The organism is Auraticoccus monumenti, from assembly GCF_900101785.1.
In the GTDB taxonomy this organism is placed as follows: domain Bacteria; phylum Actinomycetota; class Actinomycetes; order Propionibacteriales; family Propionibacteriaceae; genus Auraticoccus; species Auraticoccus monumenti.
Window position 1 is genome coordinate 397,424 of record NZ_LT629688.1, and the last position, 21,900, is coordinate 419,323.

A 21,900-nucleotide genomic window follows, 5' to 3' on the forward strand; every position below is an offset into this window, starting at 1 on the left:
CCTCCCGGGGCCGGACCGACCCTGGCCGCACCCCCAGAAGGGGCCGATCGGGGGTCCGGACGCGGTTCACTGGAGTCATCCGCACCAGATCCCGGGAGGGCACCATGTCCAGCTACCAGTCCACCGTCCAGGGCGACGAGCGCACCCTGGCCGTCGCCGCCCACCTCTCGGCGATCGTCGCGATGGTGGTGAGCGCCGGCTGGCTGAGCTTCGTGGGACCCCTCGTCGTGTGGCTGCTCTTCCGCGACCGCAGCGCCTTCGTCCGCCGCTCAGCCGCCGGCTCGTTCAACTTCAACCTGTGGGCCTGGGTGATCTCGGTGATCGCCTGGGTGTGCGCCTTCACCGTGGTGCTGCTGCCCCTGGCCGTGGTGCTGTGGGTGGTGGCCGGGCTGATGACGGTCATCTGCCACGTGCTCGGCGCCGTCCGCGCCAGCCGCGGCGTGCTGTACACCTACCCGGTGCAGCTCCGCGTGCTGCGCTGACACCCACCGCCCGCTCGGGCCCGGAGGCCTCCACCGCTGCCGCGGTGGGGGCCTCTCGTCGTCCCGGCCGGCTGCGGCTCAGGCCCCGCTGCCGGCGATGTTCACCATCCAGGAGACCCCGAACCGGTCGGTGCACTGGCCGTACTCGTCGCCCCACATCTGCTTCTCCAGCGGCATGGTGACCGTCCCGTCGGCCGCCAGCCGGTCCCAGTAGCCGCGCAGTGCGGCGGCGTCGTCCCCGCTGAGGCTCAGGGTGCCGTTGGCCGGCAGGTCCGGCCCGGTCCCGGGCGGGAGGTCCGAGCCCATCAGCACGACCAGCTCACCGGCGTCCAGCTGGGCGTGCATGACGCCGTCGGCTCCCTCGGCGGAGGGGTCGCCGTACTCCCCGAAGGTGCTGATGCTGAGCTCCCCACCGAAGACGCCGTGGTAGAACTCCATCGCCTCGCGGGCCCGGCCGTCGAACATCAGGTAGGGGTTGAGTCGGGCTGCCATGCTGCGCTCCTCGGGTGGGCGGGACGTCCTGCTCGGAGGCTAGCGACGTCCCGCCCCGGCCACCAGACCCCTCCGGTGGCGCCTGCTCAGATGGTCCGCGTCGTGTAGTCGACGTCGGCGGTGTCGCGGCTGATGACCAGCGCCACCAGCGTGATCAGCGCGGCCCCGGTCAGGTAGGCGCCGACCCAGAAGACGCTGCCGTCGGCCGCGGCCCAGAGCGCGACGAAGATGCTGGGCGCCACCGCCGCACCGAGGATGCTGGCCACGTTGTAGCTGATGGCGCTGCCGGTGTAGCGGACGCTGGTGGCGAACAGCTCCGGCAGCACCGCACCCATCGGCCCGAAGGTCAGCCCCATCAGCGACAGGCCGATGACCAGCCCGGCCATCACCCCGACCGTGCCGCCGTCGAAGATGGTGGAGAACAGCAGGCCGAAGACGGCGATGGCCGCCGTGACCCCGATCAGCAGCCGGCGGCGCCCCAGGCGCTCGGCCAGCGGACCGGACACCAGGGTGAAGATGCCGAAGAAGACGACCCCGATGATCAGCATGGTGAGGAAGTCGGTGCGGGTGTAGCCCAGGCCCGGCAGGAACGAGTCGGGGTTGAAGGGTCGTCCGGCCGCCTCGGCCGCCGCCTGCGCCTTCTGCACCGTGTCCGGCGTGGTGCCGTAGGACATGGTGAAGGTCGTCATCAGGTAGAAGAGGACGTAGGTGGCCAGCATGATGAAGGTGCCCAGCAGCATCGGGCGCCAGGCGGTCTTGAAGGCGCGCACCAGCGGCACCTGCGCCACCTCGCCCTGGTCCAGCACCTGCTGGAAGGCCGGGCTCTCGATCAGCTTGAACCGCACGTAGAGCCCGATGGCCACCAGCACGATGCTGATCAGGAAGGGCACCCGCCAGCCCCAGCTCTGGAACTGCGCCGGGGTCAGCGTCAGGCTGAGCACCACGAAGATGGCGTTGGCCAGGATGAAGCCGATCGGCGCCCCCAGCTGCGGGAAGGTCCCCCAGATGGCCCGGCGGCCGGCCGGGGCGTTCTCGGTGGCCAGCAGCGCCGCGCCGGACCACTCACCACCCAGCCCGAGCCCCTGGCAGAACCGCAGCACCACCAGGAAGGCCGGGGCCCAGAACTCCCAGCCGGGGGTCAGCGCGGTGGGCAGGCAGCCGATCAGGAAGGTCGCGATGCCCATCAGCAGCAGCGAGCCGACCAACGTGCCCTTGCGACCCACCCGGTCCCCGAAGTGGCCGAACAGGATCGAGCCCACCGGCCGCGCCACGAAGGCCACGCCGAAGACGGCCAGCGACGCCAGCAGCCGCGTCGTCTCGTCCGCGCCGGTGAAGAAGAGCGAGGGGAACACCAGCACCGCGGCCGTGGCGTAGGCGTAGAAGTCGAAGAACTCGATCGAGGTGCCGATGAGGCTGGCCACGATCACCCGCCCCCGCGGGTTGGTGGGGCCCGGGGCATCCGGCTGCTCCGACGCGGAGACGTCCTGCTCGGTGGTCATGCGGTGTCCTATCGCCTGCCCCGTCGGGGTTGACGGGCCCCGCGACTGTAGGTCAGCGTCGCCCCCGCGCGGAAGACGTCCCGACCAGCAGGACCGCACCGTCTCCTACGACCGCAGGAGGCTCCGGGAACGACAGAGCTCCCGGTCGGATGACCCGACCGGGAGCTCTGGGAGTGTGTGCGCGAGAGAGGATTTGAACCTCCACGTCCCTAAGGACACTGGCACCTGAAGCCAGCGCGTCTGCCGTTCCGCCACTCGCGCGAGTGGATCCACACCTGTGTGAACCAGCCGTGGAACTCTAGCACGGGGCCGAGCGCACGCACGATTCGACGGCGCTCGTCCCACGGTGGCAGCACGATCGCCGCTACGGTCGGACCGAGGTCGGCAGCCCCGCGCCGACCGGTGCACGGTTTCGCCGCCTCACCCCTGAGCCGCATAGGATCAGGGCCGTCCGGCGTGCGGAGGGAGGGTCATGGGCGTTTTCGAGCGGTTCGAGAAGCGGATCGAGGGAGCCGTCAACGGCGTCTTCGCGCGCGCCTTCAAGGGGGACGTCCAGCCCGTGGAGATCGCGGCCCGGCTCCAGCGCGAGCTCGACTCCGAGGCCAAGCTGATGTCGCGGGACCGCCGGCTGGTGCCCAACGAGTTCGTGATCGGCCTCAGCGAGCACGACTACGAGCGCCTCACCCCCTACGGCAAGACCCTCACCGGCGAGCTGATCCCCGAGCTGCGCCGCCACGCCTCCGAGCAGGGCTACGTCTTCAACGGCCCGATCATGATCCACTACGAGCTCGACGAGTCCCTCCCCACCGGCCGCTTCACCGTGGCCTCGGAGGCCGTCGCCGGGGTGGACGCCGAGCGTCCCGCCTCCACCACCCAGATCAACCGGGCCCAGCTGGTGCTCGAGGTCAACGGGATGCGGCACCCGCTGGTGCCCCCCGGTCTGGTCATCGGGCGCGGCACCGAGGCCGACCTGCGCATCAACGACCCCGGCATCTCCCGGCGCCACGCGGAGATCTCGGTCCGCGACGAGGGCCGCGAGCTGTCGATCGAGATCAACGACCTGGGCTCCACCAACGGCATCGTGGTCAACGGCCAGCGGGTCCGCTCGGCCGCCCTGCAGGCCGGCACCCGCATCGAGATCGGCTCCACCCGGATGCTGGTGCACGCCCCCACGGGGCACTGACGTGTCCGAACTCGTCGTCACCCTGCTCAAGGTGCTGTTCCTGGCGCTGCTGTGGGTGTTCATCCTGTCGGCGGCCTCGGTCATCCGGACCGACCTGTTCGGCCGCACCGTCCAGGCCAGCGAGCTCCCCCAGCAGCTGGAGCAGCCGCTGCAGAAGCGCAGCCAGCGGCGCAAGGCGCGCCAGTCCCCGCGGGCGGTCGAGATCACCAACGGGGTCAAGGAGGGTCAGCGGGCCGACCTGTTCTCCGGTCCGGTGCTGATCGGGCGCAGCTCGGACTGCGCGATCCTGCTCGACGACGACTACGTCTCCACCCGGCACGCCCGCATCGACGCCGACAGCTCCGGCGGGTACTACGTCGAGGACCTCGGCTCCACGAACGGCACCTACGTCAACGGCCAGCGCATCACCGCCCCGACCACCATCACGTTGGTGGACAGCGTGCGGATCGGCCGGACGGTGCTGAAGCTGGTGGTGTGATGAGCCTGCAGCTGCGCTACGTGGCGCACTCCGAGATCGGCCTGGTGCGCAAGAACAACCAGGACTCCGGCTACGCGAGCCCCACCATGCTGGTGGTGGCCGACGGCATGGGCGGCGCGGCCGCGGGCGACCTGGCCTCCGCGGTGGCGATCTCGGAGGTCAAGGCCGCCGACGCCGAGCTCCGGCTGGCCGCGATGGCCGCCGAGCAGGAGGCGGCCGCCACCCCCGACGACCAGACCGCCAGCCCGGTGGCCGACACCCTCTCCGGGGCCGAGGGCGAGGGCGTCCCGGTCCTGCCGGCCGACCTCGAGGACATCGACCCGATCGCCCCCGACGACGTCACCCTCGCCCTGGACGAGATGCTCCGCGTGCTGGCCGACATCGTCCGCCGGGCCAACGACCGCATCGCCGACCTGGTGGCCGCCGACCACTCGCTGGAGGGCATGGGCACCACCCTGGACGCCGGCATGTTCGACGGGGAGCACCTGGCCCTGGCCCACATCGGCGACTCCCGGGTCTACCTGCTGCGTGACGGCGTGATGACCCGCCTCACCCACGACCACTCCTGGGTGCAGAGCCTGGTCGACGACGGCCGGATCAGCCCCGAGGAGGCGGCCTACCACCCGCACCGCTCGCTGCTGCTGAAGGTCCTCAACGGCCAGCCGGCCAACGACCCCGACCTCAGCACCCACACGATGCTGCCCGGGGACCGGCTGCTGTTCTGCTCCGACGGGCTGTGCGGGCTGGTCGACGACGCCGTGATGGAGCCGGTGCTGGGCGGGGAGGACCCCGAGCAGGCGCTGCGCGAGCTGGTGGCCGAGGCCCACAGCGAGGGCGGCATCGACAACATCACCATCGTCATCGCCGACCTCGTCGAGACCGACCCCGACACCCCGCTGCCCGAGGTGATGGTGCTCGGGGCCGCCGGCTCCACCGACATCCCCGACGTCGCGATCCGCTCCCGCACCATCGACCTCGGCGACGAGGAGGCCGACGGCGACCAGCCGGGCTCCGACGTCCCGGTCGCTCCCCCGCCGAGCCGCACCTCCACCCCCCGCACCGCCCGCACCCCGCCGGACGGGGACGACGAGAGCGACCGCTACGCCCTGCAGGCGCCCCCGCCGCGGCACCGGCGGGTGATCCGGGTGGTGCTGACCCTGCTGCTGGCCGTCGTGCTGGTCGGTGGTGCGGCCACCGGTGCGGTGCTGTGGGGACGCACCCAGTACTTCGTGGGTCCGGCCGAGGAGCAGGTGGCGATCTACCGCGGCCTGCCCGACACCATCGGCGGCGTCGCCCTCAACCAGGTCTACGAGATCCAGCAGACGCCGATCGCCGACCTGCCGCTGCTCTACCAGGACCGGGTCCGCTCGACCATCGAGGCCCGCAGCCTGGCCGACGCCCGCAGCACCGTGGCCGAGCTCGCCTCGGTCTCCCGGGACTGCATCCGCCAGCGCGAGGAGCGCGCGCAGGCCACCGAGTCCCCCACCCCGCGCCCGACGGACACGCCGCCGCCGGAGGCGACCGCCTCGCCGAGCGCGGGCACCTCCCCCTCCCCCGATCCCGGACCGCTGCCCGAGGACGGGGCCTGCTGATGGCGCTGCTGACCGAGATGCCGAGCGTGGTCGTGGTCCACCGCAAGCGGCGCGGCGTCGAGCTGGCGATGGTGCTCTTCGCCCAGGCCCTCGGCATCGGCGCCTACGCCCTGGTGCACCTCAACCAGGGTCAGCCGCTGCCCGACGACCTCCCGTTCGCCGCGGCCGCCTGGGTGGCGCTGGGGCTGGTCGCCCACCTGGTGGTCCGGTTCCGGCTGCCCTACGCCGACCCGCTGCTGCTGCCCTGCGTGCTGCTGCTCAACGGTCTCGGCCTGGTCATGATCCACCGGATCGACATCATCAACGAGCCCGCCACGTCGGGGGCCACCCAGCAGCTGATGTGGACGGCCCTGGGGGTGGCCCTGCTGGTGGCCACCGCGCTGCTGCTGCGCGACCACCGGCCGCTGATCCGCTTCACCTACACCCTCGGTCTGCTCGGTCTGCTGCTGCTGCTGCTCCCGCTGGCCCCGGTGATCGGCTCCGAGCAGTTCGGCGCCAAGATCTGGATCCAGGTGGCCGGGTTCTCCTTCCAACCCGCCGAGGTGGCCAAGGTGGTGCTGGCCATCGCCTTCTCCTCCTACCTGGTGGAGAAGCGCGACGTGCTGGCCCTGGCCGGGATGCGGGTGATCGGCATCGACCTCCCGCGCGCCCGCGACCTCGGCCCGATCGCGCTGGTCTGGGTGGCGAGCATGGTGGTGCTGGTCTACCAGCGCGACCTGGGGACGTCCCTGCTGTTCTTCGGCCTGTTCGTGATGATGCTCTACGTCTCCACCGAGCGCCCCGGCTGGGCGGTGCTGGGCACCCTGATGTTCGCGGTGGGTGCCGGCGCCGCGGTGCTGCTGGCCGACCGGGTGGGCCAGCTGTCCCACGTCGGGGTGCGGATCGACTCCTGGCTGGACCCCTTCTCCGACGTCGACCAGAACGGCCAGATCATCGCCGCCCAGTTCGGCATGGCCTGGGGCGGGCTGCTGGGCACCGGCCTGGGCCTCGGACGTCCCGGTCTCACCCCGCTGGCGCGCAGCGACTTCATCGCCGCCGCCGTCGGGGAGGAGCTGGGGATGGCCGGGCTGATGGCGGTGATCACCCTGTACGGCGTCATCGTCGCCCGCGGGCTGCGGACCGGGCTGGCCGCCAAGGACCACTTCGGCAAGCTGCTGGCCACCGGGCTCTCCTTCGTGCTGGCCCTGCAGGTCTTCACGATCATCGGCGGGGTCACCCGGCTGCTCCCGCTCACCGGCCTGACCACCCCGTTCATGTCCCAGGGCGGTTCGTCGATGATCGCGAACTGGGTGATCGTGGCCCTGCTGCTGGTGATCAGCCACCAGGCCCGCAAGCCGGCCGCGACCCGCCTGGAGGCCTCCCCCGACGCCGAGGAGACCCAGGTCATCCCGACCGCCCGGCTGCTGGGAGGTCGTCGGTGAACCGCCCGATCCGCCGCGTCGCCCTGGTCTGCATGGTGCTGTTCGGGCTGCTGCTCGGCAACGGCACGTTCCTGATCGTGGTGCAGCAGAACAGCCTGAACGCCAACCCGCTGAACCGCCGGGTCCGCGACGCCGAGTTCTCCCAGGACCGGGGCGCGATCCTGGTCGGCACCACCCCCATCGCCGAGACCCGGGCCTCGGACGGGGACTTCCGCTACCAGCGGGTCTACCCCGACCCCGAGCTCTACGCCCACGTCACCGGCTGGTACTCCTACGACCGCGCCCGCTCGGGGCTGGAGGAGAGCTACAACACCGAGCTCGCCGGCACCGACGACTCCCTCTTCGTCCGCCGGCTGGTGGACCTGGTCACCGGACGCACCCCGGAGGGCGCCAGCATCACCACCACCATCGACCCCGACGCCCAGCGCGCCGCGGCCGAGGCCCTCGGCGACACCAAGGGGGCCGTGGTGGCCCTGGACCCGCAGACCGGTGCGGTGCTGGCCATGGTCAGCCACCCCAGCTACGACCCCAACCGCATCGCCGACGCGGAGGACGTCCAGGCCGCCAACGAGGCCTACACCGAGCTGGCCGAGGACGAGGACAACCCGCTGGCCAACCGGGCGGCGCGCGAGGTCTACCCACCCGGCTCGACCTTCAAGCTGGTCACCGCGGCGGCCGCCCTGGAGTCGGGGATGGCACCCGACGCCGAGCTCGACTCCCCCGAGCTGCTGCGTCTCCCCGGCACCACCACCGACCTCGGCAACGACACCGACTGCGGCGGCGAGACCACCACGCTGGACCGCGCCCTGCAGGTGTCGTGCAACACCGCCTTCGCCAACCTCGGCGTCGACCTCGGTGCGGACGCGCTGCGCCAGCAGGCCGAGGCCTTCGGCTTCGGCACCCGCCACCTGGCCGACCTCAACGGGGTGGCCAGCCGCTTCCCCGAGGCCCCCGACGACGCCCAGACCGCCCTCAGCGCGATCGGGCAGTTCGACGTCGCCGCGTCCCCGCTGCAGATGGCGATGGTGGCCGCCGCGGTGGCCAACGACGGCGTGGTGATGGAGCCGTACCTGGTGGACCAGGTCCGCGCCCCCAACCTGTCGGTGCTGCGGCAGACCCGCCCCCAGGAGCTGGGCCGGGCGATGTCGGCGGAGAACGCCGCCGAGCTGCAGCAGATGATGGTCAACGTCGTCCAGGACGGCACCGGCACCAACGCCCGCCTGGACGGGATCGAGGTCGGCGGCAAGACCGGCACCGCGCAGTCCGACCTGTCCCGCAACCCCTTCGCCTGGTTCGTCTCCGCAGCCCCGATGGACGACCCGCAGGTGGCCGTCGCGGTCTTCGTCGAGGACGCCGACATCGCCCGCAACGACATCGCCGGCGGCAGGCTCGCCGCCCCCATCGCCCGGGCCGTGACCGAGGCGGTGGTCCGGTGAGGACCACCCGCCCGCAGCGCGTCCAGGGCGCCCGACGACGCCGGTGGGCCCCCCGCCCACCGCGCCAGCTGTGCGCCGCCCGCGGCGTCACGAGGAAGGACCGCAACCGATGACGTTGCTCGGAGACCGCTACGAGCTCGGAGAGCCGCTGGGCCGAGGTGGCATGGCCGAGGTTCGCCGTGCCACCGACACCCGCCTGAACCGCCAGGTGGCGGTCAAGCGGCTGCGCGCCGACCTCGCCGCCGACCCCACCTTCCAGGCCCGGTTCCGTCGTGAGGCGCAGTCCGCGGCCGGGCTGAACCACCCCAACATCGTGGCCGTCTACGACACCGGCGAGGACTTCGACGACCGGGCCGGCATCGCGATCCCCTACATCGTGATGGAGCTGGTCGAGGGCTCGACGCTGCGCGACGTCCTCCGCGACGGCCGCAAGATCATGCCCGAGCGGGCGCTGGAGATCATGCAGGGCGTGCTGGAGGCCCTCAGCTACAGCCACCGGGCCGGCATCGTGCACCGCGACATCAAGCCCGCCAACGTGATGCTGACCCCCAGCGGCACGATCAAGGTGATGGACTTCGGCATCGCCCGCGCGATGGCCGACACCTCCGCCACCATGACCCAGACCGCGGCGGTGATCGGCACCGCGCAGTACCTCTCCCCCGAGCAGGCCCGCGGGGAGACCGTGGACGCCCGCAGCGACCTCTACTCCGCCGGCTGCCTGCTCTACGAGCTGCTGGTGGGGCGTCCGCCGTTCGTGGGCGACTCCCCGGTCAGCGTGGCCTACCAGCACGTCCGCGAGCAGCCCGTCCCGCCGAGCCAGCTCGACCCGCTGATCACCCAGCCGATCGACGCCGTCGTGCTCACCGCGCTGGCCAAGGACGCCGACGCCCGCTACCAGAACGCGCGCGAGATGAGCGACGACATCGGCCGGCTGCTGACCGGCCAGGAGGTGACCACCGTGCTGCCCCCAGCGGCTGCCGCGGTGGGGGCGGGCGCGGCCGCCACCCAGGTGCTCGGCCCCTCGGCCGCCACCCCAGTGACCGCGGCCAGCGCCGGCTCCCCCCTCGAGCAGGAGGTGGTCGAGCTGTCCGAGGAGGAGGACGAGCCGGCCCGCCGGTGGCCCTGGGTGCTGGTGGCGGTGCTGGCCCTGCTGGTCATCGCCGGCGCCGTGGCCGCGGGCGTCTTCCTGCTCAACCCGCCGGACGAGCGCGCGAACCCCAGCGCCTCCCCGAGCGTCGAGACCGTCGCGGTGCCGGCCGTCTACGGCGTCACCGAGGGCGTGGCCCGCAACAACCTGGAGGGCCAGGGGCTGGAGATGGAGGTCGAGGAGGAGCGCGGTGCCGACGACTCCTCCGTGGGCACCGTCACCAACCAGGACCCGCCGGCCAACCAGCTGGTCCCGGTGGGGAGCACGGTCATCGTCACGATCAACATCGGTCCCGAGCAGGCCGACATCCCCGGCAACCTGGTCGGGACGTCCCGGGAGGACGCCGTCGACGCCCTGGTCGACGCCGGCTTCGACGAGGACAACATCCGCATCGAGGAGGCCACCGACGAGTCCGGTGACGCCGAGCCGGACGAGGTGCTCGCGGTGGACCCGTCGGAGGGCACCGAGGTCAGCACCGACACCGACGTGACCCTCACCGTGGCCACCGGTCAGTCCGAGGTCCCCCGGTGGATCGGCTTCAACGAGCAGGCGGTCCGCGCCGACGCCCAGCAGCGCGGGTTCACCGACGTCGTCTTCGAGGAGGAGGAGAGCGACGAGGCCGACCCCGACTCGGTGATCAGCACCGACCCCGAGGCGGGCACCCTCGTCGACCGCGGCGACCAGATCACGGTCACCCTGGCCGAGGCTCCTGCACCGGAGCCGGAACCGGACCCGGAACCGGAGCCGACGCCGTCGGACACGCCCGAGCCCAGCGCCACCCCCGACGAGCCGGAGGACTCGCCCTCCCCGAGCCCCACCCCCACCGGCTGACCGAGAACGCAGCGACGGCCCCGACCCCGCGAGGGTCGGGGCCGTCGTCGTCCTCGGGCCGGGCGCGTCGCCGTCAGCGCCAGAGGGTGGCGATCACGAACGAGCTGGCCATCAGGCCCATGCCGATCAAGATGTTCCAGTCGCCCAGGTCGGTCAGCAGCGGCACGGTGGAGCCGGTGGTGCTGGAGATGTAGTAGGTCACCAGCCAGGCCACGCCCAGCAGACCGACGGTGATGAACACCGGCGGCACCCAGCGGCGGCTGGTCGGGGACTTCAGCGCCGCGGCGGAGCCGCGCTCACGTCGCCTGCGGTTGGTGACGCTCTTGCGCACCTTGGATTCGGGCACCGGTCCTCCTCGTGTCCCCAGCTGGTCGGGGTTCCTGGGTAGCGTAGTCACTGGACCAGCGGTTGGCACCTCGCCCACCCGGGCGGACGGCGCGAGAGGGGGGGCGACATGGGGTGGTGGCAACGGGCCCGCGCGCGGGTGAGGCACCGGGTGCGCCGCGACCGACCGACTCCCCGACGTCGGCTGCTGACCGTGGCGGTCTGCTTCGTGGCCGGGCTGATGATCACCGTCTCGGCCATCAACGCCCGCGGCACCGACCTGCGCCCCGGGCGCAACACCGACCTGGTGGACCTGGTCCGCAGCGAGGCCGCCCGCAGCAGCGAGCTCGCCGGCCGGGTCAGCGACCTGCGCGCCGAGGTGGACCAGATGGCCACGGGGGCGGGGAGCACCGGTGAGGACGTCGAGCGCTCGGCGAGGCTGGGCCAGCAGGTCGGCCTGGACCCGGTCGGCGGACCCGGCGTCACCGTCACCCTCACCGACGCCCCGGCCAGCATCGACCCCGTCGGCGTCGACGGCGACCTGCTGGTCGTGCACCAGCAGGACATCCAGGCGGTGGTGAACGTGCTCTGGCAGGGCGGCGCCGAGGCGATGACGATCCAGGGCCAGCGGGTCATCTCCACCACCGGCATCAAGTGCGTCGGGAACACCGTGGTGCTGCACGGCATCCCCTACGCCCCGCCCTACGTCATCTCCGCGGTGGGTGAGCCGGGGGCGCTGGAGGCCGCGCTGGCCGGCTCGGAGTACGTCGGGGTGTACCGCCAGTACGTCGACGCCTACGGGCTGGGCTACGAGCAGCGGGCCGAGACCCGGCTGGAGCTGCCCGGCTTCACCGGCGTCACCACCCTGCGGTGGGCCCGGACCGGCGCCGTGGGCTGAGCCCTCAGTCGACCCCGGCCATGGCCCAGCGCACCGTGGCCGTGGCTGCCCGGCCCAGTGCCTGCCGGGCCGGGCGGGCCAGCCGGTCCGGGACCGGGGGCAGCGCGTCGTCCAGCATCACCCGCGCCCAGTCGGGCAGCAGCGCCACCCCACCGGCGGCGATGGCGGCGTAGCCGGGCCGGGCCACGCGGGGCAGCGGTGGCTCGCGGAGCAGGAAGCGGGCGGCGTCCAGAGCGGCCGGCGAGGGCTCGAGCTCGGCCCGGTACGAGGCCAGCTGCTGGGCCAGGCCGACGACCGTGGTCGGCGGGTCGGGCACGCCGAGCAGCCGGGCGGCCACCCCGGCCTGGGCCACGTAGCGGTCCGCCTCGGCGGGGGTCAGGCGCGCCGCCCCGTAGGCCTGGTGGGCGGCCAGGAAGGACTCCACCTCCGCGACGTGCACCCAGCTCAGCAGCACCGGGTCGTCGGCGCGGTAGGGCCGACCGCGCTCGTCCTTGCCCCGGACCCGGGTGTGCACGTCGCGGACGCGGGCGATGATCCGCTCGGCGTCCTCGACCGTCCCGAAGGTGGTGGTGGCCAGGTAGTCGCTGGTGCGCTGCAGACGTCCCCACGGGTCACCGCGGTAGCCGCTGTGGCCGGCGACCCCGGCCATGGCCAGCGGGTGCAGGGACTGCAGCAGCAGCGCGGCCACGCCGCCGGGGAACATCGACGCGTCGGAGTGGACGCGCCAGACCGGGTCCTCGGGGGTGAACCAGCGCTCGCCCGGGGTGTCCCAGATGCGACGGGCACGCGTCTGGGCGTCCTCGCCGGCGACCCGCGCGCGGATCATCAGACCGAGCCGCGACTGCAGACCTGGCACGTCGGGTCAGACCGCCATCAGGGGGCTGAGGTCGGCGGCCCGGGCGGGCGCCTCGACGTCACCGCAGACCGCCAGCCAGTTGGCCAGCATCTGGTAGCCGCCCTCGGTCAGCACGGACTCGGGGTGGAACTGCACCGCCTCGACCGCCAGCTCGCGGTGCCGCACGGCCATGATGACGCCGGTCTCGGTGCGGGCGGTGACCTGGAGGACCTCGGGCAGCGAGACCGGCTCGATGGCCAGCGAGTGGTAGCGGGTGGCGGTGAAGGGGCTGGGCAGACCGGTCAGCACACCCTCCCCCTCGTGCAGCACCGGGGAGGTCTTGCCGTGCAGCAGCTCCGCGGCCCGGCCGACCACCCCGCCGTAGGCCACCGCGATGGACTGCAGCCCCAGGCAGACCCCGAAGATGGGGAGCCGTCCGCCGTGGGTGCGGACCACGTCGACGCAGACACCGGCCGCCTCGGGGGTGCCGGGGCCCGGGGAGAGCAGCACCCCGTCGTAGCCGTCGGCCCAGCCCGGCTCGGCGAAGCGCGGGTCGTCGTTGCGCCAGACCTCGACCTCGGCCCCGATCTGGGCCAGGTAGTGCACCAGGTTGTAGACGAAGGAGTCGTAGTTGTCGACGACGAGGATCCGGCTCATGGCTCGATTGTCCCCCACCGGTCCCAGCGGTCCACGTCGCGGACGTCCGAGGGCCCGTCGCTACCGCTCGACCAGAGCGCCCAGCCGGGCCAGGGACTCCCGAAGCACGCCGGCCAGGTCGCCGTCGTCCGGCCCGCCCACCCACTGCTCGAAGCCGGTCCGCAGGACCGCGATGCCCACCTCCGCGACCAGTCGGGCCTCGGGCTCGGCACTGCCGCGCTGCCGCAGGACCTGGGCCAGGGAGTCCACCAGCCGCGCCATCTTGATCAGCTCGCGCTCGCGGAGCTCGGCGTTGGCGGCGATCACCGACTGCCGACGCCGGGAGTGCGCGAGCCCCGAGCCCAGGAACTCCGCCGCGGCGTCCAGGGCGACCGCCACCGCCTCGATCGGCCGGGCGCTCGCGGGGGCGGCGGCCAACGCTGCGGTCATCTCCTGCTCGAGGAGCTCGGACCCGAGGAACAGCACCTCGCGCTTGTCGGCGAAGTGGCGGAAGAACGTGCGCGCCGTGACCCCTGCCCGGTCGGCGATCTGGGCGACCGTCGTCTGCTCGTAGCCCTGCTCGAGGTAGATCTCGAGGGCCGCCGCACGAAGTCGTTCGGCGGAGTCCGGCTCCCAGCGGCTCATGGCGCGATGATAGTTGATGTCACAGTGCGACATGGCGGGTGCTACGGTGATGTCATCAAGTGACATCACTACGGAGGGACACCTCATGCGCATCTTCGTCACCGGAGCCTCGGGCTTCATCGGCTCAGCCGTCGTCCCGGAGCTCCTGCGGGCCGGCCACCACGTCGTCGGGCTGGCCCGCTCCGACCAGGCCGCGGCGCGGGTCGCCGCCCTCGGCGCCGACGTGCGCAGGGGCGGCCTCGACGACACCGCCGGACTGGCCGAGGCCGCGGCCGGTTCCGACGGCGTGGTCCACCTCGGCTACAGCCACGACTTCTCGAAGGTCGCCGAGGCGGTCGACCTCGACCGCGCGGCGATCGACTCCATGGGCACTGCCCTGGAGGGCAGCGGGCGACCGCTCGTGTTCGCCTCGGGCGTCCTCGGACTGGCGGTCGGGCGGCTCGCCACCGAGGACGACTCGCCGGACCCGGCCGTCCACCCGCGCGGCACCACCGCCGTGGCGGCGGCCTCCTTCGCCGACCGCGGCGTACGGCCGGTGGCCGTGCGGTTCGCGCCCACGGTGCACGGCGCCGGCGACCACGGCTTCGTCGCCACCCTCGCCCAGGTCGCCCGGGAGCGCGCCCTCTCGGCGTACGTCGGAGACGGCGACAACCGCTGGTCAGCGGTGCACCGCTCCGACGCGGCTCGACTGGTGCGGCTGGTCGTGGAGAGCGACTCGGCCGGTACGGCGGTGCACGCGGTCGCCGAGGAGGGGGTGCCGACCCGGGCCATCGCGGAGGCCATCGGCCGCGGCCTGGGCGTACCCGTCGGGTCCATCCCGCCGGAGCGGGCCGCGGAGCACTTCGGCTGGGTCGGAGCCTTCTTCGCCGCCGACCTGCCGGTCTCCAGCCACCGCACCCGCGAGCGTCTGGGCTGGGAGCCGTCCGGTCCGAGCCTGCTGGAGGACCTGGAGGCGGGTCACTACACAGCCGCCCTGTGAACGCCGGGTCAGGTGCCGGCCGTGGTGACGATGGTCCAGATCGTCACCTGCCCGGGGACGACATGACCACCGACGGCACCAGCGGTCTCGGCGACGGCACCGCCGCGGACCCGGGCGGCACCGACAGGACTGCGCACTGAGCCTCTCCCCGAGCTCGGAGATGACGCCCGGACCTGCAGGGGCGGGCTCTGGACGTCCCGGGTGCACGTCACGGCACCGGTCCCGGCCCCGGCGAGCGGGTCCTCTCCCTCTCTCCCCGACCGCTCCCAGCGGCCGACGTCCCGGGGCCGGCTCGTGGCCCGGGGACGTCGGTGCCGCGCGGCTCAGAGGCCGGCGGACTCCTTCGGGAACCGGAGCACGGCCGCGACCGGGGAGTCGTCCAGCAGGTCCTTCTCACGCACGGCGCGGACGGTGCCGCCGGCGCGGAGCACGCGGGCGGCGATCTCGTCGACCACGTTGTAGGTGTCCGGTCCGCCCTCGTCGACGAGCTCGGGCTCGCCGTCCTCGGCCAGCCGGCCCTCCTGGGCGACGTCCATGTCGAACCACAGCTCCTCCACCGCGCCCATCGTGGCGGCCTTGGCCACCTCGGTGAGGTCGGTGGTGGCCCGGCCGGCGCTGCGACGGGTGCCGAAGAGCTCGCGCCACCCGGCCAGCTCGTGGCTGTAGTGGGTGTCCAGCACCTCGCGGGTGCGGGCGTCCACGTCGTCCACCTCGAGGGAGGAGGGGTGGACGTCCAGACCGTCCTCGAGGAGCTGGTCGTACTCGTTGACGGTGCGGTAGGCCGCGACCAGGTCGGGGGCCCCGGTGATCACCAGGGGCAGCCCGGTGCGGCGCACGGTCGGCAGCACGGCCCGCTGCACCAGTCCGGCGAAGCGCTCCCGCTGGGTGCGGTCGCTGGGGGCGGCGCGCATGTCGGCCTGGCCGTGGTTGTCGGTGACGGCCAGGGTGGCGCTCAGCTCGTCCAGGTCGAGGTCGAGGTGGACCTCCTCGGCGCGACGGTCGGCGGTCAGCTCGTACAGCTTGACGTCGTGGGCGGCGACGGCGAGCAGGTGCGCGCCGTTGCGGAACGTCACCGCGCGCAGCAGGGCACCGACGTCGAAGCGGTCACCGGTGGCCACGTGCGGGCGGAGCCGGCTGGCCATCCGGAAGGAGCGCAGCTCGCCGGCGGCGGCGAAGAGGGCGATCGAGGCGCCCTGGTGCTCCCAGAAGGAGAGCTGCTCGGACAGCTCGCGCACCGGGGCGACCACCGCGGCGGCCTCCTTGGGGGCGCAACCGCCCGCCACGAGCTCCTTCTCCGCCTCGCCGGCCGCGTTGCGCAGGGCGATCCGGGCGCCCTCCTGCTGGGCGGGCACGGGGGACGACTCGAGGTAGATGGTGACGCTCGCCGGATCACGTGCGTCCAGCAGCTGGTTGATGTCTTCGGGGGTCAACGGGTCGACGGTCAACATCTGTGCAGGTTACCGGCCGGGGCCGCCCGACCCAGGGTGGGGGGTGCCCGGTTCAGCGCGTGGGCAGGAGCTCGGTGAGGGTGCGGTCGAGCTCGGCCCAGGTCTGCTCGACGTCCTCGGCACCGGTGCGCCAGCCCCCGCAGGCCCAGCGCACGAACGGCCGCCCCGCCACCTGGCCGTGGCTGAGGTAGGCCGCGCCGGAGGCGTTGACCCGGTCCATCACCTCCCGGGTGAGCTGGTCGGCCCGTCCGGCCCCCAGCCCGTCCGAGGACGCCAGCCGGAAGCTGACCAGCCCGAGCACGGGCGGCGCGGCCAGCTCCAGGCGGGGGTCGGCGTCCACCAGCTCGGCCACCCGGGCCGCCTGGGCGATGCCGGCGCGCAGGTGGGCCCGGAGCCCGGACAGCCCGTAGCTGCGCAGCACCGTCCACAGCTTGAGCGCGCGGAAGCGGCGGCCGAGCTGGGGGTGCCAGTCGCGGTAGTCCACCACCGCGCCGGACTCGGTGGCGGGGTTGCGCAGGTACTCCGGCAGGATCGACAGGGCCCCGACCAGGGCGCTGCGGTCCCGCACCCAGAAGGTGCTGCAGTCGAAGGTGGTGAGCAACCACTTGTGCGGGTTGGTGACGTAGGAGTCGGCCAGCTCGGCGACCCCCTCGTTGACCCAGGCGTGCTCGGGGCAGAGCGCGGCTACACCGGCCCAGGCGGCGTCCACGTGCAGCCAGACGCCGTGGCGCCGGGTGACCTCGCCGATGGCTGCCACCGGGTCGACGGCACCGGTGCCGGTGGTGCCGACGCAGGCCTGCACCATCACCGGCACGCGGCCGGCCGCGACGTCGGCCTCGATCGCCTCGCGGAGCCGGTCGACGTCGAGCTGCTGGGTCCAGGGGTCGACGTCGACCAGACGGACCGCCCGCTCCCCCAGCCCGCTCATCATCGCCGCCTTCTGCAGCGAGGAGTGGGCCTGGGTGGAGGCGTAGACGGTGTAGCGCCCCTGCTCGACGCCCTCGGTCCGGGCCCGGCCGCCGGTGGCCCGGTGCAGGGCGGCCAGCAGGGCGGTGAAGGTGGCGGTGGAGGCGGTGTCCTGGATGACGCCGCCACCGGCACCGGGGCTGCCGTCGTCGCGGAGGTGGCAGAAGGCGTCGGAGAGGCCGAGGGCGCGGGCCAGCTGGTCGAGCACCACCTGCTCGAGCTCGGTGACCGCCGGGCTGGTCGCCCAGAGCATCCCCTGGGCGCCGATGCCGCTGCTGAGCAGGTCGCCGAGGACGCCCGCCGGTGAGGAGTTGGCCGGGAAGTAGGCGAAGAACCGTGGGTGCTGCCAGTGCGTGAGACCCGGGACCAGGTGCTGGTCGACGTCGGCCAGCACCGCGTCGAGGGACTCCGGCTGGTCCGGGATCGTCCCGTCGACGGCCGCTGCCACGGCTCCCGGCTCGACCTGGGAGAGCACCGGACGCTCCCCCACCGACTCCCAGTAGTCCGCGATCCAGTCCACGACCTGGTGCGCCTGGGCCCGGAACTGCTCCGCGCTCAGGTGCGGCGCCCGCTGCTGCTCACTCACCGCAGCAACCTAGTCCTGCCCTCGGCCCCAGCGCCCTCCTGGTCCGACGTCCGGCCGGGACTACCCGGCCAGACGTCGCACCGGGGACGCCGGGGCCACCGGGGCCGCCGGGGCCGCCGGGGCCGACGGGGCTACAGCAGGGCGCCCATCGCCGGGTCGGCGAGCGCGAGGGCGACGTCGGCGAGGAACCGGGAGCCCTCGGCACCGTCGGCCACCCGGTGGTCGAAGGAGACCGACAGCGTGGTCACCCAGCGCGGCTCGATGCGCTCCTCCACGCCCTCGCCGACCACCCAGGGGCGGCGGTTGATCGCCCCCAGGCACAGGATGCCGGCCTGGCCGGGGTTGATGATCGGGGTGCCGCCGTCGATGCCGAAGACGCCCACGTTGGTGACGGTGAAGGTGCCACCGGAGAGGGCCGCCGGCTGGGTGCGTCCCTGCTTGGCCACCGCGACCAGCTCGGCCAGCGCCTCGGCCAGCTCCCGCAGCCGCATCCGCTGGGCACCCTTGACGTTGGGCACCACCAGGCCGCGCGGGGTGGCGGCGGCGATGCCGAGGTTCACCTCGCGGGAGCGGACGATCTCCGCCCCGCCCTCGACCTCGACCCAGCGCGAGTTCAGCTCCGGTGTCCGCTCCAGCGCCCGGCAGACCGCGGCTGCGACCAGCACCAGCGGGGTCAGCCGGACCTCGGCCAGGTCGCGGCGGGAGCGGAGCCGCTCCAGCAGCTCCATCGAGGCGGTGACGTCGACCTCGATCCACTCGGTGACGTGGGGGGCGGTGAAGGCCGAGCTGACCATCGCCTCGGCGGTGATCTTGCGGACCCCGCGGACCGGGATGCGCTCGTCGTCGTCCGCCCGGGGAGCACCCGGGTCGCTCCACCGGCCGTCGGAGCTGACGGCCGGGTCGGGCAGGACGCCGTCCTCGTCACCGATGCCCGCCGTCGACGGGCTGGCGGCGGGGGTGCCGACCCCGGCCGCCGGGGCCGCCGGGGCCGCGGCACCGGCGAGGGCCGAGGTCGCCGCGGCGGCCTCGACGTCGGCGCGGGTGATGATCCCGCCGTCCCCGGTCCCGGCCAGACGGCGCAGGTCGACCCCGAGCTGCTTGGCCAGCAGCCTGGTCGGCGGCCTGGTCAGCACCGGGCCGCGCTCCTCGGCGGGCTCGGACGGACCGCGTCCCGGGCCGGGCAGCGGGTCGCCCGCGGGCTGGGCCGGAGTGGGCTCCAGCGGCGCCACCGCACCGGCGGGGCGCGAGACCGGGTGACCGGGGTCGAAGGAGTCGTTCAGCTGCGCCTGCACCTGCCGCACCGTCTGGTCGGACGGCGCAGCTGCCGGCGCGGACGGCGTCCCGGCCGGGCTGCCCCCCTGCTCGGCGCCGGTGCCTGCCGACGCACCGGCGGCCTCGTCGGCACCCCCGGCCCCGGACCCGGGCGGCGCGCCGTCGCCGGCCCCCGCCGACGGTGCGGCGCCGGCGCCCCGACGCGGGCGACGGGTGGTGCCGGCCGCCTTCACCCCGTAGCCGACCAGGTTCGGGGCGGCCGCGGCGTCCTCGTCCTCGGCCGCGTCGTCGGTGCCGTCGTCGATGGCGATGATCGGGGTCCCGACGTCGACCGTCGTGCCCTCCTCGACCAGCAGCTGGGCCACCCGGCCGCTGAACGGGCTCGGGAGCTCGACCAGGGACTTGCTGGTCTCGATCTCGACCACCACGTCGTTGACCGCGACCTCGTCCCCGACGGCCACCCGCCAGGTGACCAGCTCGGCCTCGACCAGTCCCTCACCGGGGTCGGGCAGGTTGAAGTACTGCATCGCTGCGTGCTCCCGTCTCAGTGCGCCAGGGCGCGGTCGACTCCGTCGAGGACACGGTCCAGGTCGGGCAGGTACATGTCCTCCATCCGGCTGGGCGGGTACGGCATGTCGTAGCCGGTGACCCGGAGCACGGGCGCCTCCAGGGAGTAGAAGCAGTGCTCGGTGATCCGGGCCGAGATCTCCGCACCGATGCCCAGGTTCTGCTGGGCCTCGTGCACCACGACCGCGCGACCGGTCCGCTGCACCGAGGCCACCACCGTGGCGGTGTCGATCGGGGAGAGCGTCCGCAGGTCGATCACCTCCAGGTCCAGCCCCTCCTCCGCGGCGGCGGTGGCGGCGTCCAGGCAGGTGCGGACCATCGGACCGTAGGCGATCAGCGTCAGGTCGGTGCCCTCGCGGACCACGGCGGCCTGGTGCAGCGGGACCGGCGTCGCCGTCTCGTCCACCTCGGCCTTGTCGTGGTAGCGGCGCTTCGGCTCCAGGAAGATGATCGGGTCGTCGGAGGCGATCGACTGCTGGATCATCCAGTAGGCGTCGGTCGGGTTGGAGCAGGTGACGACCTTGAGCCCCGGGGTGTGGGCGAAGTAGGCCTCGGGGGACTCGCTGTGGTGCTCCACCGCCCCGATGCCGCCGCCGAAGGGGATCCGGATCACGATCGGCAGCTTCTGCCGGCCGGCGGTGCGGAACCGGAGCTTGGCGATCTGGGTGACGATCTGGTCGTAGGCGGGGAAGACGAACCCGTCGAACTGGATCTCCACCACCGGTCGGTACCCGCGCATGGCCAGCCCGACGGCCGTCCCCACGATGCCGGACTCCGCCAGCGGGGAGTCGATCACCCGGTGCTCGCCGAAGTCCTTCTGCAGACCCTCGGTGATCCGGAAGACCCCGCCGAGCTTGCCGATGTCCTCACCGGCCAGCAGCACCTTCGGGTCGGCCTCCAGCGCGCGGCGCAGACCGGCGTTGAGGGCCTTGCCCAGCGTCATCCGGGTCATCGCGCTCCCCCTCCGTCGGCGGCCACGGGTTCCATCTGGAAGCTGTCGGCGTACTCGCGGTAGGCCTGCTGCTGGGCGGCGAGGTACTCGGTCTGCTCGGCGTGGACGTGCTCGAACATGCCGTCCAGCCCGGGCGCGGTGAGCTCGAGGCAGCGCCGGCGCAGGTCCGCGGCCAGGTCGTCGGCCTCGGCGGCCAGGTCGGTGTAGAACTGCTCCCCCACCGAGCCCGACGTCCGCAGCAGCGCCCGGACCCGCTCGATCGGGTCCCGCAGCCGCCACTTCTCCAGCTCGTCGGCCAGCCGGTACTTGCTCGGGTCGTCGGAGGTGGTGTGGGCACCCATCCGGTAGGTGTAGGCCTCGACCAGGGTGGGACCGCCGCCGTTGCGGGCCCGCTCCAGGGCGGCGTCGGTGACGGCCTTGACCGCCAGCACGTCGTTGCCGTCGACCCGGACGCCGGGGAAGCCGAACCCGCTGGCCCGCCGGTACAGCGGGATCCGGGACTGCCGGGTCATCGGCTCCGAGATCGCCCACTGGTTGTTCTGGCAGAAGAAGACGACCGGGGCGTTGTAGGAGCTGGCGAAGACGAAGGCCTCGTTGACGTCGCCCTGGCTGGTGGCCCCGTCGCCGAAGTAGGCCACCACGGCGGCGTCCTGCTCGGGGGTGCCGTTGCCGACCAGGCCGTCGCGCTCCAGGCCCATCGCGTACCCGGTGGCGTGCAGCGTCTGCGCACCGATCACCAGGGTGTAGATCCGGAAGCGGGTGGCCTCGGCGTCCCAGCCGCCCATGTCCACCCCGCGGAAGAGACCGAGCAGGTCGATGGGGTCCACGCCCATGCAGAACCCGACGGCGTGCTCGCGGTAGGTGGGGAAGACGACGTCGTTGGGCCCCAGCGCCCGGGCCGACCCGACCTGGGCGGCCTCCTGGCCGAGCAGCGAGGCCCACAGACCCAGCTCGCCCTGGCGCTGCAGCGCGGTGGCCTCGGTGTCGATCCGGCGGCCGAGGACCATGTCGCGCAGGTAGCCGGCGACCTCCTCGTCGTCCCCGGTGAAGGCGTAGTCCGGGTGCTCGACGCGCTCGCCCTCGGGGGTGAGCAGCTGGACGAGATCGGTCTCGTCGGCGGGTGTGGGGCTCAACGACAGTCCTTTCGCCGGGGTGGGCACTCCGGTGGGTGTGCCGGCTCGCGTGCCACGTCGGCGCAGGGTGGCTGCATCGCCGACTCAGCCGACCATAG

The 21,900-nt window shown here is 73.3% G+C and carries 20 protein-coding genes and 1 tRNA gene; 9 read left to right on the forward strand and 12 right to left on the reverse strand.

Annotation, left to right across the window (positions count from 1 at the left end; translation table 11 throughout):
* The first annotated feature begins 104 nt into the window (after positions 1-104).
* Entirely contained in the window at positions 105-482 is a 378-nt protein-coding gene (locus tag BLT52_RS01830; protein ID WP_090590078.1) for a DUF4870 domain-containing protein, read from the forward strand.
* Positions 483-560: 78 nt separating this feature from the next.
* Here BLT52_RS01830 and BLT52_RS01835 read toward each other — a convergent pair whose 3' ends face one another.
* The 3 genes from BLT52_RS01835 to BLT52_RS01845 all read right to left on the reverse strand — a co-directional run bounded on the left by BLT52_RS01835 (position 561) and on the right by BLT52_RS01845 (position 2,734).
* Positions 561-974, reverse strand: coding sequence for a VOC family protein (locus tag BLT52_RS01835; protein WP_090590079.1), 414 nt, complete (start codon positions 972-974; stop codon positions 561-563).
* Positions 975-1,060: 86 nt separating this feature from the next.
* Complete coding sequence (locus tag BLT52_RS01840) at positions 1,061-2,473, reverse strand: MFS transporter (RefSeq protein ID WP_090590082.1); 1,413 nt, start codon at positions 2,471-2,473, stop codon at positions 1,061-1,063.
* Between the two features lie 178 nt (positions 2,474-2,651).
* Positions 2,652-2,734: transfer RNA gene (locus BLT52_RS01845), tRNA-Leu, on the reverse strand.
* Positions 2,735-2,945: 211 nt separating this feature from the next.
* Between BLT52_RS01845 and BLT52_RS01850 the strand changes: the two genes are divergently transcribed.
* From BLT52_RS01850 to pknB, 6 genes are all read left to right on the forward strand, one after another.
* On the forward strand, positions 2,946-3,656 hold the full coding sequence (locus tag BLT52_RS01850; protein ID WP_090590083.1) for an FhaA domain-containing protein: 711 nt from the start codon (positions 2,946-2,948) through the stop codon (positions 3,654-3,656).
* A 1-nt stretch (position 3,657) separates the two neighbouring features.
* Positions 3,658-4,134 carry an FHA domain-containing protein FhaB/FipA gene (locus tag BLT52_RS01855; RefSeq protein ID WP_090590086.1) on the forward strand — a complete coding sequence of 159 codons (477 nt, stop codon included), beginning with the start codon at positions 3,658-3,660 and terminating at the stop codon, positions 4,132-4,134.
* Positions 4,134-5,726 (forward strand): PP2C family protein-serine/threonine phosphatase, encoded by a 1,593-nt coding sequence (locus tag BLT52_RS21805; protein ID WP_157676919.1) that lies wholly within the window; start codon positions 4,134-4,136, stop codon positions 5,724-5,726. The genes BLT52_RS01855 and BLT52_RS21805 overlap by 1 nt, the downstream gene beginning before the upstream one ends.
* The gene (locus BLT52_RS01865) at positions 5,726-7,147 is read left to right on the forward strand and encodes an FtsW/RodA/SpoVE family cell cycle protein (RefSeq protein ID WP_090590087.1); all 1,422 of its coding nucleotides are present in this window, start codon (positions 5,726-5,728) and stop codon (positions 7,145-7,147) included. The genes BLT52_RS21805 and BLT52_RS01865 overlap by 1 nt, the downstream gene beginning before the upstream one ends.
* Positions 7,144-8,583 (forward strand): peptidoglycan D,D-transpeptidase FtsI family protein, encoded by a 1,440-nt coding sequence (locus BLT52_RS01870; RefSeq protein ID WP_090590090.1) that lies wholly within the window; start codon positions 7,144-7,146, stop codon positions 8,581-8,583. The genes BLT52_RS01865 and BLT52_RS01870 overlap by 4 nt, the downstream gene beginning before the upstream one ends.
* A gap of 109 nt (positions 8,584-8,692) precedes the next feature.
* Complete coding sequence (gene pknB, locus BLT52_RS01875) at positions 8,693-10,561, forward strand: Stk1 family PASTA domain-containing Ser/Thr kinase (protein ID WP_090590091.1); 1,869 nt, start codon at positions 8,693-8,695, stop codon at positions 10,559-10,561.
* A gap of 73 nt (positions 10,562-10,634) precedes the next feature.
* On the opposite strand, the gene BLT52_RS01880 is transcribed toward pknB, so the two are convergent.
* Complete coding sequence (locus tag BLT52_RS01880; protein ID WP_090590094.1) at positions 10,635-10,907, reverse strand: cell division protein CrgA; 273 nt, start codon at positions 10,905-10,907, stop codon at positions 10,635-10,637.
* Between the two features lie 150 nt (positions 10,908-11,057).
* Between BLT52_RS01880 and BLT52_RS01885 the strand changes: the two genes are divergently transcribed.
* Positions 11,058-11,783: a DUF881 domain-containing protein gene (locus BLT52_RS01885; protein ID WP_231946451.1), complete on the forward strand. Its 726-nt coding sequence runs from the start codon at positions 11,058-11,060 to the stop codon at positions 11,781-11,783.
* A gap of 4 nt (positions 11,784-11,787) precedes the next feature.
* On the opposite strand, the gene BLT52_RS01890 is transcribed toward BLT52_RS01885, so the two are convergent.
* The 3 genes from BLT52_RS01890 to BLT52_RS01900 are packed head-to-tail and all read right to left on the reverse strand — an operon-like array spanning position 11,788 to position 13,899.
* Positions 11,788-12,609, reverse strand: coding sequence for an oxygenase MpaB family protein (locus BLT52_RS01890; RefSeq protein WP_090596187.1), 822 nt, complete (start codon positions 12,607-12,609; stop codon positions 11,788-11,790).
* A 36-nt stretch (positions 12,610-12,645) separates the two neighbouring features.
* Positions 12,646-13,275 carry an aminodeoxychorismate/anthranilate synthase component II gene (locus tag BLT52_RS01895; protein ID WP_090590098.1) on the reverse strand — a complete coding sequence of 210 codons (630 nt, stop codon included), beginning with the start codon at positions 13,273-13,275 and terminating at the stop codon, positions 12,646-12,648.
* Between the two features lie 60 nt (positions 13,276-13,335).
* Positions 13,336-13,899: a TetR/AcrR family transcriptional regulator gene (locus BLT52_RS01900; protein WP_090590099.1), complete on the reverse strand. Its 564-nt coding sequence runs from the start codon at positions 13,897-13,899 to the stop codon at positions 13,336-13,338.
* An 85-nt stretch (positions 13,900-13,984) separates the two neighbouring features.
* Between BLT52_RS01900 and BLT52_RS01905 the strand changes: the two genes are divergently transcribed.
* A complete protein-coding gene (locus tag BLT52_RS01905) occupies positions 13,985-14,878 on the forward strand; it encodes an SDR family oxidoreductase (RefSeq protein WP_090590102.1) in 894 nt (297 codons plus the stop codon).
* Between the two features lie 323 nt (positions 14,879-15,201).
* On the opposite strand, the gene BLT52_RS01910 is transcribed toward BLT52_RS01905, so the two are convergent.
* The 5 genes from BLT52_RS01910 to pdhA form a co-directional block, all read right to left on the reverse strand.
* On the reverse strand, positions 15,202-16,326 hold the full coding sequence (locus BLT52_RS01910) for a baeRF11 domain-containing protein (protein ID WP_157676920.1): 1,125 nt from the start codon (positions 16,324-16,326) through the stop codon (positions 15,202-15,204).
* Positions 16,327-16,378: 52 nt separating this feature from the next.
* Entirely contained in the window at positions 16,379-17,878 is a 1,500-nt protein-coding gene (locus BLT52_RS01915; protein WP_197679154.1) for a pyridoxal phosphate-dependent decarboxylase family protein, read from the reverse strand.
* A 131-nt stretch (positions 17,879-18,009) separates the two neighbouring features.
* Positions 18,010-19,677 (reverse strand): dihydrolipoamide acetyltransferase family protein, encoded by a 1,668-nt coding sequence (locus BLT52_RS01920; RefSeq protein WP_090590106.1) that lies wholly within the window; start codon positions 19,675-19,677, stop codon positions 18,010-18,012.
* A 17-nt stretch (positions 19,678-19,694) separates the two neighbouring features.
* Positions 19,695-20,669, reverse strand: coding sequence for an alpha-ketoacid dehydrogenase subunit beta (locus tag BLT52_RS01925; RefSeq protein WP_090590108.1), 975 nt, complete (start codon positions 20,667-20,669; stop codon positions 19,695-19,697).
* The gene (pdhA, locus tag BLT52_RS01930) at positions 20,666-21,802 is read right to left on the reverse strand and encodes a pyruvate dehydrogenase (acetyl-transferring) E1 component subunit alpha (protein ID WP_090590111.1); all 1,137 of its coding nucleotides are present in this window, start codon (positions 21,800-21,802) and stop codon (positions 20,666-20,668) included. The genes BLT52_RS01925 and pdhA overlap by 4 nt, the downstream gene beginning before the upstream one ends.
* Between the last annotated feature and the right edge of the window lie 98 nt (positions 21,803-21,900).

Excerpts from the sequence above, each read along its gene's own strand:
- BLT52_RS01830 (WP_090590078.1), top strand. The coding sequence starts at position 105 with ATGTCCAGCTACCAGTCCACCGTCCAGGGCGACGAGCGCACCCTGGCC.
- BLT52_RS01835 (WP_090590079.1), bottom strand. The coding sequence starts at position 974 with ATGGCAGCCCGACTCAACCCCTACCTGATGTTCGACGGCCGGGCCCGC.
- BLT52_RS01840 (WP_090590082.1), bottom strand. The coding sequence starts at position 2,473 with ATGACCACCGAGCAGGACGTCTCCGCGTCGGAGCAGCCGGATGCCCCG.
- BLT52_RS01850 (WP_090590083.1), top strand. The coding sequence starts at position 2,946 with ATGGGCGTTTTCGAGCGGTTCGAGAAGCGGATCGAGGGAGCCGTCAAC.
- BLT52_RS21805 (WP_157676919.1), top strand. The coding sequence starts at position 4,134 with ATGAGCCTGCAGCTGCGCTACGTGGCGCACTCCGAGATCGGCCTGGTG.
- BLT52_RS01865 (WP_090590087.1), top strand. The coding sequence starts at position 5,726 with ATGGCGCTGCTGACCGAGATGCCGAGCGTGGTCGTGGTCCACCGCAAG.
- pknB (WP_090590091.1), top strand. The coding sequence starts at position 8,693 with ATGACGTTGCTCGGAGACCGCTACGAGCTCGGAGAGCCGCTGGGCCGA.
- BLT52_RS01890 (WP_090596187.1), bottom strand. The coding sequence starts at position 12,609 with ATGATCCGCGCGCGGGTCGCCGGCGAGGACGCCCAGACGCGTGCCCGT.
- BLT52_RS01895 (WP_090590098.1), bottom strand. The coding sequence starts at position 13,275 with ATGAGCCGGATCCTCGTCGTCGACAACTACGACTCCTTCGTCTACAAC.
- BLT52_RS01900 (WP_090590099.1), bottom strand. The coding sequence starts at position 13,899 with ATGAGCCGCTGGGAGCCGGACTCCGCCGAACGACTTCGTGCGGCGGCC.
- BLT52_RS01905 (WP_090590102.1), top strand. The coding sequence starts at position 13,985 with ATGCGCATCTTCGTCACCGGAGCCTCGGGCTTCATCGGCTCAGCCGTC.
- BLT52_RS01910 (WP_157676920.1), bottom strand. The coding sequence starts at position 16,326 with ATGTTGACCGTCGACCCGTTGACCCCCGAAGACATCAACCAGCTGCTG.
- BLT52_RS01920 (WP_090590106.1), bottom strand. The coding sequence starts at position 19,677 with ATGCAGTACTTCAACCTGCCCGACCCCGGTGAGGGACTGGTCGAGGCC.
- BLT52_RS01925 (WP_090590108.1), bottom strand. The coding sequence starts at position 20,669 with ATGACCCGGATGACGCTGGGCAAGGCCCTCAACGCCGGTCTGCGCCGC.